We start from the raw sequence: 15,182 nt of genomic DNA on the forward strand, positions 1-15,182 counted from the left end.
TCCTCGGCCCGGCGCAGCAGCGCGGAGAGCTGCGCGCTGCGCCCCGCCATCCGGGCCTCGGTCAGGGTGCGGCCTGGGTCCAGGCCCGGCCGGCTGCTGTGCAGGGCGACCGCGACCCGGTGTAGATCGGCGAGGGCCTCGGCGGCGTCGCGGTGCCGGTCCTCGGGGTCCTTGCGCAGCAGCCGGGCGATGTAGTCATCCAGAGCGCGGGGAACGATCGGATTCAGAGCCCGCACCCGCGGCACCGGCGCGGACAGGTGCTGGTGCAAGACGTCGCGCACGTCTGCGCCGTCGAAGGGCCGCTTCCCGGACAGGGACTCGAACAGGATCAACCCAAGGGAGTACAGGTCGGCGCGGGCGTCAACCGGGCGGTCGATGACGCCGGACTGCTCAGGCGCGAGATAGCCGACGGCCGGCGCCTCTTCGCGCAGCGCGCGGCGCAGGGCGGGGGCGTCGACAAACTCCAGGTCGAGGACGAGGGCGGCACCGCCGTCGGCGGTGTCGGCGAGCACGATGGTGTCCGGGCGCAGGTCGCGGTGCGCGCGGCCGGCCGAGTGCAGCGGGCGCAGTTGGCCGAGGACGTCCGCGGAGAGCTTGATGGCCTCGCGCACCGAGAGCAGTCCGCCCGCGAGCAGGCGGTCGGACAGTGGCCGGCCGGGAATGTAGGGCCGCAGCACCGAGAGGTGGGAGTCCTCCCAGTGCACCCGCACGTCGGGCTGGCGCTCCCCCTCGCGGGCCAGGCGGGCCCGCTCCAGCGGCGGCACGTCCGGCTCCACCGTGCGCATCACGTAGAGCCGACCTGTGGCCTCGTCACGCAACAACTCGGTGCGGCGCCCGTCCCGCAGGCCGAGCAGGCGCACCGGGACGAGGCCCGGCCCGGCCAGGAACACCGGTTCCTGGCTCATACGTGCCTCCTCGACGGTGGACAGCCCAGTTCAGGGGGTCACCCCTGAACTGGGCTTTCACACCTAGGGTTCCCCGCGAGGGTAACCCGGCAAGTGCCCTACGGCCGGGCGTCGCCGCGGGGAACCGCGACGTCCTGGATCCAGAGCTCGGACTCCTTGACGGGCTTGCGCTCGTGGTCGGCGAACGAGGGCGCGCAGCAGATCATCAGGGTGTTCCCGTTCGGGCCGCCCAGGGTCAGCGAGAACAGGCCCATGCCCTCGGGGGCCTTGACCTCATCCAGCACGTCTCCGGACGGGCTGACCCGCAGCGCACGCGCCATCCAGGCATCCGCCACCCACACGCAGCCCTCGGCGTCGAGCGCGAGACCGTCGGGGGCGCACTCGAGCTGGATCAGGGTCTCGAGCGAGTCCCACGCCGGGGCCTTGCCGAGCTGGCCGAGGGTCTTCTTGTCCTGCAGCGAACCGTCGGCGTTGATGGAGAACGTGGTCAGCCGGGAGCCGAAGGTCTCGGCGACGACGAGGGTGTTGTTGTCCTCGGAGACGGCCATGCCGTTCGGGAAGTCCATCCCGGTGGCGACGACCGAGACGGTTCCGTCCGGGTCGACGCGGGAGATGGCGCCGCGCTCGGGCTGCTCGCCCTCGAAGAGGTTGAATCCGAAGGTGCCGACGTAAGCGCGGCCGAGCTTGTCGACGACCATGTCGTTGGCGAAGGACACCGTGCCCGGGCGGCAGTCGCCGTGCACCGAGATCGACCCGTCGCCGGCGACCTTCATGACCTGCGCGTCCTTCATGGACACGACGAGCATGGTGCCGTCGGGCAACCAGCCCAGACCGGAGGGCTGGTTCGGCACCTCGCAGATTGCCTCGCCCTTGCCCTCGGGGCTGATCTTGTAGACCTTCGGCCCGTACAGGTCCGAGCTGTACCAGTGGCCGTCGTGCCAGCGCGGCCCCTCGAAGAAGTGACCGCCGTCGAACAGCTTCTCCATCGTGCTTCCTCTCGATTGCTTCTTCAGGTGTCAGGCTTCAGGTCGCAGGTACTGGTGTCAGGCGCTGGGTTTGGCTCGGTTGAGCTGCACGCTGATCGTGGTCAGCTCGCTGTACGCGTCGACGCCGACGTCGCCGTTGGCCCGGCCGACGCCGCTCTGCTTCGTCCCGCCGAACGGGACATCCGGTGCGACGACGCCGTGCCGGTTGACCCACACCGACCCGGCGTCGAGGCGGGTCGCGATCTCAGCCGCCGCGAGCGGATCGGCGCCCCAGACGGAGGCACCGAGGCCGAAGTCCGTCGCATTCGCCGCGGTGATCGCCTCGTCGAGGTTCTCGTAGCGGATCAACGGCAGGGCGGGTCCGAACTGCTCGTCGGCGACGATCGGCACCTCGGGGCCGGCGTCGGTGACGATGGTGGGCGAGTAGAAGCAACCCGCGTCGCCGAGCCGCTGCCCGCCGGCCACGATCGTGGCCCCGGCCGCGCGGGCGCCGTCGACGAGTTCGGCGACGCGGTCGAACTGCATCCGGTTGGACAGCGGGCCGAGCACGACGCCCTCTTCGAAGGGGTCACCCACCCTGATGGTCGAGGCGAGGTGAGCGAACGCCTCGACCGTCTCGTCGTAGATCTGCGCGGGCACGTACACCCGCTTGATGCCGGCGCAGATCTGACCGGTCCGGTAGAAGGCGTTCATGAATACCTTCGGCGCGGTCCTGGCCACGTCGACGTCGGGGAGGATCAGCGCCGCGTCGTTGCCGCCGAGCTCGAGGGAGAGCCGCTTGAGACGCGGCGCGGCGGCGGCCATGATCTGCCGGCCGGCTCGGATGCTGCCCGTGAAGGAGATCATCCCGACGCCGGGGTGTTCGACCAGAGCCGCACCGAGGGCGGCGTCCCCGCACAGGATGCTCAGCACCCCCGGCGGGAGCTGGTCCGCCAGGAGTTCCCCGACGCGCGCGACGGCGAGCGGGGCGAGCGGTGAGGTCTTCACCACGACGGTGTTGCCGGCCCCGAAGGCCGAAGCGACCTTCTCGGCCAGGATCAACAGCGGAGCGTTCCAGGGCAGGATCGCGCCGACCACCCCGATGGGCTTGCGGCGCACTACGACGGACTGACGCTCGTCGTCGTGCACGACGTCGACCGCGAGCGGGGTGCGGGCCCGGTACTTGGCGAAGGCCGCCGCTCCCCCGACCTCCATGGCCGTGTCCTTGAGCGGGACGCCGATCTCGGTGCTCAGCAGGCGCGCGAGTTCGTCGGCGTTCTCGGTGATGACCGCGGCGACGGTCTCCAGCGCCTTCGCCCGGGCGGCGGCATCCGCGCCCCAAGCCGGTGCCGCGGCCCGGGCGGCGGCCACCGCGGCGTCGAGTTGTTCGAGCGAGGCCAGCTCGACGTCGGTGATCCTCGCGCCGGTCGAGGGGTTGACCACGGGGACCGAACTCATGCGGACACTCCTGCCGGGTTGCCGGGGAAGACGGCCTGCCAGGTGCTCCGGCGGGCGGCGTGCCCGCCGAGGCAGCGCAGGAACTCGGCCAGCGCGCGGTCGTTGCTGACGGTCAGGCGCGCCATGGTGCGCGAGACCAGGTCGTGCACGTCGGTGCGCAGGCGCTCCTGCTCGCGCAGGGACATCCGCTCCCCGGCCGCGCGGGCGGAGAGGTCGATGACTGCTGACGCGTCGTCAGCGACGACGTGGGCGGCGCAGAGCACGAGCAGGTCGTCGATCTCGGCGCCGACCTCGCGGTACCGCACGGAGAGCTCGACCGCGGAGGTGCGCAGCAGCTTGGCCGCGGCGCGCACCTCGCTGCGCAGCTCGCCGGGGACGGAGTTGACAATCTCGGCGTCGAGAAAGTCCGCGATGCCTTCGACCGTGGTCAGGCCGTCGATGCTCATGGGTCCTCCAGGAGTTCGGTCGCCACCTGATCCGCGAGCCACACCGTGGCCCGGCCGAGCATCCGCAGCTGCGGGCGCACGTTCTCCGTCGCCATCCCCTGCAGGAACATCGCCCAGAGCTTGACGAGGGAGAACACCCGCCAGAATCGCAGCACCTCCGAGTTGACCTGACGCCCCGTCAGCGACGTGTACGCCGCCACGTAGCCCTCGGCGGTGTGCAGGCCACCGACCACGTCCCACTGGGTGCGCCAGAGCATGGTCCAGGCCAGGTCCTCGACCGGGTCGCCGGGGTGGGCGAGCTCCCAGTCGATGACCGTCAGCCGGCCCTCCGGGGAGATGAGCAGGTTGTTGGCCTTGAAGTCGGCGTGCACCAGCACCGCCGCCACCGCCGGGGGCAGGTGGCAACCGAGCCAGGTCAGCGCGGTGGCCAGCAGCGGGTCGAGGTCGGGCTTGGCGGCCTCGATCACCGCGGTCCAGCGGCCGATCTCGTGCGCGGGGCCCCACTGCGCGTCGAGGTTCAGGGTGGTCGCGGGGACGGCGTGGATGCGGGCAATCACCTCGACGGCCTGGGTAGCGAGCGCGAGCAGGTCACGGTCGCAGTCGGGACGGGCCAGGTCCTTGCGCAGGTCGGTGCCGGCGGCGCGCTCCATCACCATGAACGGGGTGCCGAGCGCGGAATCCGTCGTCACGAAGAGCCACGGCTCGGGCACCGGGACGCCGGCGTCGAACAGCGTGCGCAGCAGGATGAACTCGGCCGCGACGTCGGTGTCGAGCATCCCGGAGTGGAACTCCCGGCGCAGCACGAGCGGGATCTCCTCGAGGGAGGCGTCCATCGCGTCGAAACCCCAGGTCTCGTGCGAGGACCCACCGGCCAGGCGCTTGAGGCCGGAGACCGTGACGGGACGACCGAGGTGCTCGGAGAGCACCCCGGCCAGGTCGGCCCCCAGATCCTGAGTCACGCGCTGAAGCCGTACCTCTCGTGCGCGCCGAACACCTGGGTCTCGAAGGTGCCGTAGCCGACCTCGCCGTCGTCGGCCTCCATCCGGCACATCACGTGGGCGGGGCCGTTCTTGGCGACGACCTCGGGGTTGGTCAGGTCGAAGGACACCGAGTTCACCCAGTCGTTGCCCATGTAGGTGCCGTGCCGCCACGGGTCGGGGCCGCCGTAGCCGGTGCCGGCCCGCAGGTAGACCCGGGAGATCGGGGTCAGGCTGACGGTGCGTCGGGCACCGTCGTGCTCCGTCCACGACACCGTGCCCTTGTGCATCTCGCGGTCGTCCGGGTCGAGCACCAGGTCGTGCTCGGGGTCGGAGAGGAAGCGCACCTCGCCACCGCGCTCCCACGACAGGGACTCGCGGACGGTGTTGATCTCGCGCCGGCCGTCCGGAAACTCCGAGAGGGAAAAGTGCACGGTGCGGGACGGGAACTGCATCGGCGACCAGATCCACAGCGTCGTCCGGTCCTTGCTCACCTTGTGCGCCTGCTGGATGCCCTTGGGCTCGCGCTCCAGGCCGATGGAGCGCACTCCCCACGATCGGTCGCGTCCGCCCTGCCAGGCGTCCGGGGTGACCTCGAAGCGCTCCCCCGCCACCGTGACGTGCCCGCTGTAGCAGCCGGTCTGGATGATCCGGGTGTTGGACTCCATCACCCGGTCCATCACCCGCGAGAGCGTCGGCGGCTCGGCGAAGGCCGGCGCGGAGCCCTCGAAGGTCAGGTCGAGGGAGACCATCTGGTCGGTGTCCTCGGAGTGGAAGCGGAGCTTCTTCAGGCCCTCGATGATCTCCAGGGAGAACGGGCCGATGTGCGCGTAGTCCATCCGGTCCGAGCCGAGCTCGCGGGACGCGCGGGTCGTGTACTGGACGCCGTCGACGGCGAAGGAGGAAAAGCAGTCGATCACCCCGAGGTTCGGGTAGACCCCGATGCCGTTGAGGAACGCCACCCGCCCGTCCCGGGAGTGCCCGGTGATGAAGTGCCGGTCGTAGAAGCGACGGTCGGAGGTACCGACCCAGCGGATCGGGTCCGGGGTCTGGTGGATCATCCAGTCGTCGGCGGGTCCAATAGTCATGCGATGCCCTTTCAGCGTTCCGTCGTCAACAACAGGCAACCGGCCGGGATCCCGCCACCGGCGGAGACGACAGCAACTTCCGCGCCAGGAACCTGACGGGCCCCGGCCTGTCCGCGCAACTGCGTCACGGCCTCGATCAGAAACCCGAAGCCGTTGCTGCGCCCGGCGGAGAGTTGCCCGCCGTGCGGGTTGACCGGCAGCGAGCCGCCGGGGCCGATCCGCTCGGCGTCCTTCACAAAATCCGCGCCTTCACCCAGCCCGCAGAAGCCGAGCGCCTCCAGCCAGGACAGGGCGTTGAAGCTGAACCCGTCGTAGAGGCACGCGACGTCGACGTCCTCCGGCGTCAGCGAGGTGCGGGTCCACAGGTGCGCGGCCTGGCCGAACAGGTTCGGCTGGTGGGTGAGGGTGTCCTGGTCCCAGGACTGCGCCTCCCCGATCGCCGTGCCGGCGGCGGCCACCCGCACGACCGGGTGTGCGCAGTCGCGGGCGGCGTCCACCGCCGAGACCACCACGGCGTACGCCCCGTCGCAGGTGACGTCGCAGTCGAAGATGCCGAACGGGGTGGTGATGGTCTTGCCGGCGTAGTAGGCGTCCAGGTCCGCGCACTCCGACCGCAGGGCCAACGGGTTGTTCGTGGCGTGCCGCCCGGAGGCGACCGCGACCCAGCCGAGCGCGTCCCGCGAAGCGCCGTAGCGGTGCAGGTACTGCGAGGCCGACAGGGCGATCCAGTGCGCCGGGGAGATCGCCCCGAACGGCACCCGCCACTGCGCCTCACCGGTGAGGCGGCCGCCCCGGTTGACGTCGTGCGGCAGTGCGTCGCGGGAGACCGCGGTCCAGCACAGCACGTGCCGGCACAGCCCGGCCGAGACCGCGAGCATCGCGGTGATGATCCCGCCGAACTGGCCGGGGACCTCCTGCGCGCCGATATGCCACGTGGGCCGGATGCCGAGGATCTGATCGACGGCGCGCACCCCGCCGGAGCCGATGCCGGGCATGCCGGTCGAGCCCGGCCAGGCGGCCAGGCCGTCGATGTCGTCGAAGGTCAGGCCGGCGTCGGCAACCGCGGCCCGGCAGGCCTCGATCGTGAGCGAGAGTTCGGAGCGGCCGAGCCGGCGCCCGACCGCGGAAGTGCCGACGCCGGTCAGGGCGACGGCATCTTCAAAGCGGGACGCGGAGGCAGGCGAGGGGATCCGCACGACCGGCTCGGGCAGGTGCGCCTCGACCGGGTCGAGACCGGAGGGTTCGAACAGCGGTAGCCACACGTCCTCGACCGGGGTGAACACGACACGGACCGCGAGCCCCACCCCCGCCTGGTCGGGAGCGATTCCGACCAGGCGGCTGGTGAGACGGACATCTGGGGAGTCCGCCAGGGCGACGACCACGATCGCGTAGGGCTCCCCCGGCACTCCGGACCAGGGGTACTCGTTGACCGTGACCGCGACAACATGTCCGTGCCCACTGACCTGAACCACCGTCAGATCGTCCGAGAAGCAGACCGGGCACAGTTCCAGAGCAGGGTGCAGGTGCTTGGAACAGGCGGAGCAGTAGCGCAGCCGGAGCATCCCGTCGGCACCGGAGGTCCAGAAGAACCCCGCCGCGCCGTCGGTCGCCGGCAGGGGAAGGCTCACGCCGTCCCCGTCCCCGTCTCCAGCCACAGTTCCGTCAGGCCCCGAGTGTTCAGGACCTGCTGCCATTCCAATTCCACACCCGACGCCAGCCGCACGTCGGGCAGTGCCTCGAGCAGGATCGGCAACGCGATTCGGGTCTCCAGGCGGGCCAGCGAGGCGCCCATGCAGAAGTGCCCGCCACCCCCGAAGCCCAGGTGCTTCTTGGCGTCCTCCCGGTCGAGCCGGAGCTCGTCCGGGCCCGCGAAGACGTCGGGGTCCCGGTTGCCCGCGGCCAGCACCAGGAACACGCGCTGACCCTTCTTCAGGTGCTGACCCCGGAACTCGGCGTCCTCCCCCATGACCCGGGTGATCGACTTGCCCGGACCGTCCCAGCGCAGGAATTCCTCGACCGCCTTGGCCGGCTCGACCTTGCCCGAGCGCAGCAGCTCCATCTGGTCGGGGTGCTGACACATCGCGAGCATCGAGGAGGAGATGAGGTTCGCCGTGGTCTCGTGGCCGGCGAACATCAGCAGGGTGCAGAAGGCGAGGACCTCGAGCTGGGTGAGCGGCTCCTCCCCCCCGCGGGACTCGGCCAAGGCGGTGAGCAGGTTGTCCTGCGGGTTGGCCGCGTAGTGGTCGAGCAGGCCGGTGAAGAACTCGACCAGCTCGGCCATCGCCGCCCCGGCCCGGTCATAGCGCGCGGGATCGTCCATCCCGCCCGAGACGACCGGGGCGATCTCCTCGGCCCAGTCCTTGAACCTGGCCCGGTTCTCCTCCGGCACCCCGAGCATCTCCGCGATCACGAACACCGGAAGGGGGTAGGTGAACTCGGCGATCAGATCGAAGCGCCCGTTCTTCGGCAACGCCGCGGCCAGCGCGGTGCTCTTGACCACGACCGCGGCCTCGATGTTCGCGATCGAACGCGGGGTGAAGGCCTTGCTCACCAGCCGGCGCAGGCGCGCGTGCGACGGGTCGTCCTGGAACACCATCCAGTTCTTCAGGACGTCGAAGGCCAGGCGGATGGCGGGATCGACATCCGGGCCCGCCAGCTTGCGCTCGATGAACGGCGCGATCCGGTCGGAGGAGAACCTCGGGTCGGCGATCGCCTCGTTGATCGCGGCATGACTGGTGACGATCCAGGACCGGTAGCGGGTGTCCCAGAGAACTGGGTTGCCCTCCTCCCGCAACCGCGAGAAGTACCGCGACGGGTCCCGGATCGCCTCCGGTCCGAGGATGTCGATCTCGTGCGCTGCCGTGGTCACTCCGGACTCATTCCTTGGGCCGCTCGTCGATCACGCGACGCGACTTGAGCTGCGCCCGCTCGAACGTGTTCGGCTCGACCAGAGAGACCGGTACCCGGATAAGACAGTGGTGGTTGACCTCGTCGGTGGCTCGACGTGTGAGCGCGTCGCGATCGCCGGTGAAGTCTGGGGCTACCTCAGCCTCCACCACCATCTCGTCCAGGTACCCCTGCTTGGAGACGCGGATCCGGAACTCGGTCCCCAGACCCTCGACTCCACGCAGAGCCTTCTCCACCGCAGAGGGGAAGATATTCGCGCCGCGGATGACGAGCATGTCGTCGGTGCGGCCCATCAGCCCCTGCGGCAGCCGTGGGTAGGTCCGCCCGCACGTGCACGGCTCCCACGTCATCCAACTACGGTCGTTCACTGCGAAGCGGATCATCGGCTGCGAGACCCGGTGCAGGTGGGTGTAGATCAGTGAGCCGATCTCACCCTCGGGCACCAGCTTGCTGTTGTCCTCGGGGTCGACGAGTTCAGTCCATACCTCGTCGTTGTAGATGTGCATACCGTTCATCTCGCGGCACTCGGCGTTGGTGACGAACGGGAACATCTCCGAGGAGGTGCCCGCGTCGCTCACCACGTCCAGGCCCCACAGCTCCATCAGGAGCTTCTTGGTGCTGGGGATCGACCCACCCGGCTCGCCGCCGGACATGAAGATCTTGATCGGCGAGTTGACGGCGTCGTAGCCGATCTCCTTCGCGACCTCGGCCATGTGGAGCATGTAGGACGGGGTCGCCTCGATGACCGTGGCCTGCAACCGGTCGATCATCTCGATGTGCCGGCGGGTGTCCGCCGCGCCCATCGGGAAGGTGGTCGCGCCGACCTCTTCGGCGGCCATCAACATGGCCCAGCCACCGAAGAACATCCCGAACGGGAACGCGTAGTGCACGCGGTCACTCGGCCGCACACCGGAAGCCCAGTGCGTGATCCGGAAGATCTCCTTGGCCTGCTCCCAGTCCTGCCGGGCGACGCCGTAGATGGTCGGCGTGCCCGACGTTCCTGAGGACCCGTGGATCCGGAAGATGTCAGCCGTGTCGATGCCCAGGTAGCTGCCGAACGGCGGGAACTCCGCCTGATCGGCCACGAGCATCTTCTTGGTGATGATCGGACAGCGCTCGGTGAAGTCGGCGAGCGTCTTCACCTGGTCCGGATGGAAGCCGTGCGCGTCCCAGTGCCGCTGATAGAACGTCAGGTTGTAGGCGCGCTTGAGTTGCGCCTGCAATACCCCGAGCGTCTCGGCGTCACGTTCTTTCGGATCGCGCGTCTCGCGCTTCGCATCCCAGTACGGATTCGATGGATCACGCATCAGCGCGCTCCTTCCGGGGATGTGTGGGATCAGACGTTGACGGTCACCTGGTGGCCGGCCTTGGCCGCGTACGCCTGCACGGCGGGGACGACCTTGCTCTGGAAGAGCTCGAGGCTCTTGTAGACCTTGTCTTGCGACAGCCCGCCGAAGGAGACGAGCACCATCTGGGAGAAGTCGCCGATCAGGTCGATGCGCTCCTTCATCTGCTCGATCATCTTGTCCGGGGCGCCGGTCCACTGCAGGCCGAAGAAGCCCTCGAACGCGGCCTCGCGGCCTGCGGCCTGGATGGCCTCGGCGCCGGAGGCGTAGTGGTTGTACTTCTCCGAGGAGGCGAAGTGCTTCCCGTCGAACTCGTAGTGGTCCACCATCGCGTTGAAGAACGGGCCGAGGTGGTCGCGCATGATCGCGTCCGCCTCGCCGGCGTCCTCGTGGCAGTGCATGAAGTCGAGCAGCACGGGCGGCGGGGCCGGCTTGTTGTGGGTCCGCTCGTACAGGTCACGCCACTCCTGGAACTCGGTGGCCTGCTGGTCGATCGGGTACTGGTAGTTGAAGCACATCAGCGTGCCGCCGAACTCGGCGGAGGCCCGGATCGAGGGCGGCGACATCGCGATCACGTAGGTGCGGTCGCGGAAGTTCTTGGCCGGCTCGGGGAAGACGTCCTGCTTGGACTGCTTGAAGAACTTGCCGTCGCTCTCGATGGAGCCGGTGTCGAGGCCCTGCAGGAGCATCTCCGCGGTCTCGTTGAACCGGTCGCGCGACTCCTCCATGTCGACCCCGAAGCCCTCGTACTCGCGGCGGGCCAGGCCGCGGCCGAGGCCCAGCAGCAGGCGACCGTCGGAGAGGTGGTCGACGATCGCGATGCGCTCGGCGAGGCGCATGGCGTCATTGTGGCCCTGCCACCAAGGCAGGATGATCGCGCCGGTACCCAGCTTGATCTTCGTCGTCTTGGCCGCCAGGTAGGTCAGTGCGGTCAGCGGGTCCGGGGACTCGCAGTAGGGGCGGTCGAAGTGGTGTTCGGGCGCCCACACGCTGTCGAAGCCGAGCTCCTCGGCCTTGACCCCGAGGTCCATCTCCTCTTTCCACAACTGCTGGTCGGACTTGCCGGAGTTCGCGTTCGCGAAGAGAAGCAGGACGCCGAAGTGCATGGTGAGGACCCTTCCAAGAAAATGGGGTGGCGCAGTGGCCTCATCGTCTCGGCGGGTGCTCCCCCCGACATCCGTTCGGAGTACGGCTGTTCGGGTGGGGGGTGTCGTAGTTGCTACGGACAGGTTTTTGAGCGCGGCTCACCGCTGTCTCCCCACCGTCACGTCCGGCCCGTCCAGGCAGGGTTTGCCCTGGTACGACGGGGCTACGCGGCCGCTTCGTCGTCGGGCAGGCGCTGCAGGAGCGCGCCGGCGCCGGTGCCGAGCTCGGAGGAACCCGCCGGCGGAGGTGCCACCGCGCCCCCGGTGCCCGGGGACGGCTGGAACTCGTCGTCGGAGTACGTCATCACAAATTCGGTCATGATCGATAAGACGGTCCAGATGCCCCCGCGGACCCCGCCCCTTCGGCCCGATCTGGCTAGTCCGTTCGGCTGAACCCCCGCCCGGATACGATCGGCCATCGTTTCGACTCCGCCCGAGGTGACCGTGCTGCAGCTGCCATCCGGCGAGGGCGTCCTGCCCGACCACTACCTGCGGGCCGCGATCGCCGAGGGCGTGATCGACGCCGGCCGGTTCAAGATCCCCGCCTCCAACATCCAGCCCGCCAGCCTGGATCTGCGCCTGGGCGAGGTGGCCTACCGGATCCGGTGCAGCTTTCTGCCGCACCGGGACTCGGTCGAGGCCGGGGTCAAGGACCTGATCGTCGACGAGCTCGACCTGCGCAACGAGGGCGTCGTGCTGGAGACCGGGCGGCCTTACCTGATCCCGCTCAAGGAGGCGCTGAATCTGCCGCCCGGGATCCGGGGCAAGGCCAACCCGAAGAGCTCCACCGGCCGCGCCGACGTGTTCACCCGGGTGATCACCGACGGCTCCGACCGGTTCGATGAGATCGCCGACGGCTACTCCGGCAAGCTCTTCCTCGAGGTCGTCCCGCTCTCCTTCCCGGTCCGGGTCCGCGAGGACCTCTCGCTCAACCAGCTGCGCCTCGCGCTCGGGCGCGCGGAGATGACCGATGCGGCGCTGCGGGCCCATCACGCCCTGGACCCGATCCTGTTCGCCGACGGAGCCCCGGTACCGGCCGAGCGCCTCGCCCTGTCCAACGGGCTCTTCCTCGGCCTGGACCTGCGGGCCAACTCCCACGGCCGGGTCGGCTACCGGGCCCGCAGCAGCGCGCCGCTGCTGGACATGACCCGGATCGGTGAGGCCGACCCCGAGCAGTTCTGGGAGCCGGTCAAGCCCGAGGACGGCAACCGGATCGTGCTCACGCCCAAGGACTTCTACCTGCTGATGTCCTACGAGGCCGTGCGCATCCCGAGCGGCCTGGCCGCGGAGATGACCGCCTACGACCCGACGAGCGGCGAGCTGCGCACCCACTACGCCGGATTCTTCGACCCCGGCTTCGGCGTCGACGCCAGCGGCAACGTTCAGACCGGCTCGACGGCAGCACTCGAGGTTCGCGCCCACGACGTGCCGTTCATGATCGAGCACCGCCAGGGGGTCTGCAAACTGACCTTCGAGAAGATGCTTGCCGAGCCGGATCGCCTGTACGGGCAGGGCATCGGCTCGAACTACCAGGGCCAGACCGAAACCCTGGGCAAGCACTTCCGGCTCGACGCGGTGGCCGCCGGCCCGCACCAGCCGAAGCACCGCCGCTCGCTCGGCGAGGCGTAGCTCCTCGCGCTCTGACGCGTTCCGCAACGGCCCATGACTTCCACGAGGGCCGCAGCCGCGGCTCACACGAGGCCGCCCATGACGGCAAGCACAGCCGGCGCTTTCGCGCCGAGGACACCGAACGCGGCCCGCGTGGGTGGGGCGGCATGACCCCCCGCCGCGGTCCTGATCCTGCTCAACGACGAGCCGATGCACGGGTACCAGATGATGCACGCGATCGCCGAGCGCACCGGCGGAACGTGGCGGGTCTCCCCCGGCGCGATCTACCCGACCATCGCCCAGCTCGAAGACGAGGGTCTGGTCCGCATCGAGTCCGAGGGCGGCCGCAAGCTGGTCGTGCTCACCGACGCCGGCCGCAGCTACATCGCCGACGCCGCCACCGCACCGACCGACCCGTTCACCTCGATGACCGACGCCGGCGGCAACTCCCTGCGCGATGTCGTCGAAGGCCTCGCGACCCGAGCAAGACCCTCGGCCGCACCGGCACCCCGACCCTGATCGCCGCCGCCCGCCAGGTCCTGGAGAAGGCCCGCCGCGAGCTGTACCTGATCCTCGCGGACGACCCGGGTGCCCAGAAGAAGTGACCCGCCCTCAGGCGATCAGCGACAGCACCGGCGGCTTGAGCCGCGCGCACCGCGGAGCACCGCAGCTATCGCTCAGGTCCACCGTCGCGACCACCCGGTCAGCTGAAGACCGCGCGGCCGCGGCAACATCGGCGAGCATCAACTTCGCTCGCCGGAACATGGTGAACGTCCCGTCCGCGCCGACCTCACCCCAGGTCAGGTAGACGAACCGCTCCCCCTTCTTGCCCTGCACCGCGGGACCGCGGAAGTCGGGGCCAGGGAGCACCTCGATCGAGATCGTCCAGACAGCGGACACCACGTCGCCTGCCACCAGCTCCACCGGCTCACGGCCGAGCTGGATCCCGCAGTGCACGTTGGCGTACACGCCCCAGGCCCGCCCGGGGAAGTTGTGGCCGCGGATCTCCACCATCACAACGCGCAGCCTACAAACACGGAACTAGGACTGCACCGTGTACTGCGCCCCACCGAGGACCGCGGTGGTGACCGCGAACTGCGAGCGCAGGTCGACGACCTGCTCGCGCATCCGCTCGATCTGCGCCTCGGCGACGGCCACCCGCTCGGCCGACTTGCCCAGTTCGGACTCCAGCCCGGCCGCCTGGGCGTCCGCGGCGCCGCGGGCCCGCTCGGCGACGGCCAGCTTGAGCGACATCTCCTCCAGCTTCGCGGCCACCATGTCCTTGGCGTCAGCGACGACGGACATCGCCTTGTCCACCGAGTCCCGCTCGACGGTGAGGGTCTCGATCCGCTCCCTGATGGCGGCGGCGGTGGCGGCGGCCTCCCGGGCCACAGCCTCGGCCTCGACCTTGGCGGCCTCGGCCTCGACGAATCGCTGCTTGAAATCGGCGATCATCGCCTCGGCAGCCTCGCGGCGCTCGGTCTCAGCGGTCAGCGCGGCCTCGGCCGCGGCGGACTCCTGGGCGTGCGCGGTCGCCGCCGCGAGGTTCTGCGCCCGGGCGGCCTCGACCTTGTGCGAGGCGTCGTTGCGGGCGGCCTCGATCAGGCGCGCGGACTCGGCCCGCGAGCCGTCCATCTTGGCGGTCGCCTCCTTGCGCGCGGCATCGATCGCGGCCGCGGCCTCGGTGCGGGCGGCTTCGACCAGACGCGAGGACTCGTTCCGGCTCTGCTCCACGCGGGCCTCGGCGACAGCGCGAGCCTGCTCCCCGGTGACAACCGCGGCCTTGAGGTCGGTGATCTGCGCCATCAGCTGCTCGTGCTCGGCGTCGGCGGCCGCGGCGCTGCGCTCGGCCTCGGACTTCTGCGCGGTCAGCTGCGCGGTGAGTGCCTCCAGGCGGTGCCGGCCCGACGCCAGCGCGGCGGCGGAACGGCGGGCCTCGGTCTGAGACTCCGTCAGGGCGGCGGTCGCCTCGTCGGCGCGCAGCTTGTCGGCGGCGGCGGCCTCGGTGGCCTTGACCCGGCGCTCGACCTCGGACAGCCGCGCGGACTCGGACGCCTTGCGGGCCGCGGCCTCGGCGGCCAGGGACTTCTCGGTCGCGTCGAAGCGGCCGGTGAGCTCCTCGACCGACTTCAGCGCGACGACCAGGGACTCGCCCTGGGCCTTGAACTCGGTGCGTGTGGTCTCGCGCTCGGCGGACATCAGCTTCATCGCGGCGCTGGCCTGCTCGACCTTCTCGGTCATCGCGACCACGGCGGCCGCGGCCTCCATCGCGGCGGCGTCGGCCTGGGCGCGCTCGGACTCGGCCATCCAGTGCGCACGCTCGGCGCGGGCGACGCG

13 protein-coding genes and 2 pseudogenes are annotated in these 15,182 nt (G+C 70.1%); 2 read left to right on the forward strand and 13 right to left on the reverse strand.

What is annotated here, in order from left to right; all coding sequences use genetic code 11:
* The 11 genes and pseudogenes from H0X00_RS12435 to H0X00_RS12485 all read right to left on the reverse strand — a co-directional run.
* A pseudogene (locus H0X00_RS12435) lies at positions 1-905 on the reverse strand (hypothetical protein); the annotation flags it as partial.
* Between the two features lie 98 nt (positions 906-1,003).
* Entirely contained in the window at positions 1,004-1,891 is an 888-nt protein-coding gene (locus tag H0X00_RS12440) for an SMP-30/gluconolactonase/LRE family protein (protein WP_293771265.1), read from the reverse strand.
* Positions 1,892-1,948: 57 nt separating this feature from the next.
* Positions 1,949-3,328 (reverse strand): aldehyde dehydrogenase family protein, encoded by a 1,380-nt coding sequence (locus tag H0X00_RS12445; RefSeq protein WP_293771267.1) that lies wholly within the window; start codon positions 3,326-3,328, stop codon positions 1,949-1,951.
* On the reverse strand, positions 3,325-3,774 hold the full coding sequence (locus H0X00_RS12450) for a hypothetical protein (protein ID WP_293771270.1): 450 nt from the start codon (positions 3,772-3,774) through the stop codon (positions 3,325-3,327). The genes H0X00_RS12445 and H0X00_RS12450 overlap by 4 nt, the downstream gene beginning before the upstream one ends.
* A complete protein-coding gene (locus H0X00_RS12455; RefSeq protein ID WP_293771273.1) occupies positions 3,771-4,733 on the reverse strand; it encodes a phosphotransferase family protein in 963 nt (320 codons plus the stop codon). The genes H0X00_RS12450 and H0X00_RS12455 overlap by 4 nt, the downstream gene beginning before the upstream one ends.
* Positions 4,730-5,839 (reverse strand): hypothetical protein, encoded by a 1,110-nt coding sequence (locus H0X00_RS12460; protein ID WP_293771276.1) that lies wholly within the window; start codon positions 5,837-5,839, stop codon positions 4,730-4,732. The genes H0X00_RS12455 and H0X00_RS12460 overlap by 4 nt, the downstream gene beginning before the upstream one ends.
* An 11-nt stretch (positions 5,840-5,850) precedes the next feature.
* The gene (locus tag H0X00_RS12465) at positions 5,851-7,467 is read right to left on the reverse strand and encodes an OB-fold domain-containing protein (protein ID WP_293771279.1); all 1,617 of its coding nucleotides are present in this window, start codon (positions 7,465-7,467) and stop codon (positions 5,851-5,853) included.
* Complete coding sequence (locus H0X00_RS12470) at positions 7,464-8,708, reverse strand: cytochrome P450 (protein ID WP_293771282.1); 1,245 nt, start codon at positions 8,706-8,708, stop codon at positions 7,464-7,466. The genes H0X00_RS12465 and H0X00_RS12470 overlap by 4 nt, the downstream gene beginning before the upstream one ends.
* A gap of 7 nt (positions 8,709-8,715) precedes the next feature.
* Positions 8,716-10,053, reverse strand: a complete 1,338-nt coding sequence (locus H0X00_RS12475) for a phenylacetate--CoA ligase family protein (RefSeq protein WP_293771285.1) — start codon at positions 10,051-10,053, stop codon at positions 8,716-8,718.
* Between the two features lie 29 nt (positions 10,054-10,082).
* Positions 10,083-11,198, reverse strand: a complete 1,116-nt coding sequence (locus H0X00_RS12480; RefSeq protein WP_293771287.1) for an LLM class flavin-dependent oxidoreductase — start codon at positions 11,196-11,198, stop codon at positions 10,083-10,085.
* Positions 11,199-11,401: 203 nt separating this feature from the next.
* Complete coding sequence (locus tag H0X00_RS12485; protein WP_293771289.1) at positions 11,402-11,557, reverse strand: hypothetical protein; 156 nt, start codon at positions 11,555-11,557, stop codon at positions 11,402-11,404.
* Positions 11,558-11,681: 124 nt separating this feature from the next.
* Between H0X00_RS12485 and H0X00_RS12490 the strand changes: the two genes are divergently transcribed.
* Positions 11,682-12,866, forward strand: a complete 1,185-nt coding sequence (locus H0X00_RS12490; RefSeq protein ID WP_293771291.1) for a 2'-deoxycytidine 5'-triphosphate deaminase — start codon at positions 11,682-11,684, stop codon at positions 12,864-12,866.
* A gap of 171 nt (positions 12,867-13,037) precedes the next feature.
* A complete protein-coding gene (locus H0X00_RS12495) occupies positions 13,038-13,364 on the forward strand; it encodes a PadR family transcriptional regulator (protein WP_293771297.1) in 327 nt (108 codons plus the stop codon).
* Positions 13,365-13,457: 93 nt separating this feature from the next.
* Here H0X00_RS12495 and H0X00_RS12500 read toward each other — a convergent pair whose 3' ends face one another.
* Positions 13,458-13,859: a DUF5990 family protein gene (locus tag H0X00_RS12500; RefSeq protein ID WP_293771299.1), complete on the reverse strand. Its 402-nt coding sequence runs from the start codon at positions 13,857-13,859 to the stop codon at positions 13,458-13,460.
* A gap of 27 nt (positions 13,860-13,886) precedes the next feature.
* Positions 13,887-15,182, reverse strand: a pseudogene (locus H0X00_RS12505) (hypothetical protein); the annotation flags it as partial.

This window comes from Sporichthya sp., assembly GCF_013815995.1.
Lineage (GTDB): Bacteria > Actinomycetota > Actinomycetes > Sporichthyales > Sporichthyaceae > Sporichthya.

Coding starts and splice junctions, on each gene's coding strand:
- H0X00_RS12485 (WP_293771289.1), bottom strand. CDS start 11,557: ATGACCGAATTTGTGATGACGTACTCCGACGACGAGTTCCAGCCGTCC.
- H0X00_RS12460 (WP_293771276.1), bottom strand. CDS start 5,839: ATGACTATTGGACCCGCCGACGACTGGATGATCCACCAGACCCCGGAC.
- H0X00_RS12500 (WP_293771299.1), bottom strand. CDS start 13,859: ATGGTGGAGATCCGCGGCCACAACTTCCCCGGGCGGGCCTGGGGCGTG.
- H0X00_RS12480 (WP_293771287.1), bottom strand. CDS start 11,198: ATGCACTTCGGCGTCCTGCTTCTCTTCGCGAACGCGAACTCCGGCAAG.
- H0X00_RS12445 (WP_293771267.1), bottom strand. CDS start 3,328: ATGAGTTCGGTCCCCGTGGTCAACCCCTCGACCGGCGCGAGGATCACC.
- H0X00_RS12450 (WP_293771270.1), bottom strand. CDS start 3,774: ATGAGCATCGACGGCCTGACCACGGTCGAAGGCATCGCGGACTTTCTC.
- H0X00_RS12440 (WP_293771265.1), bottom strand. CDS start 1,891: ATGGAGAAGCTGTTCGACGGCGGTCACTTCTTCGAGGGGCCGCGCTGG.
- H0X00_RS12475 (WP_293771285.1), bottom strand. CDS start 10,053: ATGCGTGATCCATCGAATCCGTACTGGGATGCGAAGCGCGAGACGCGC.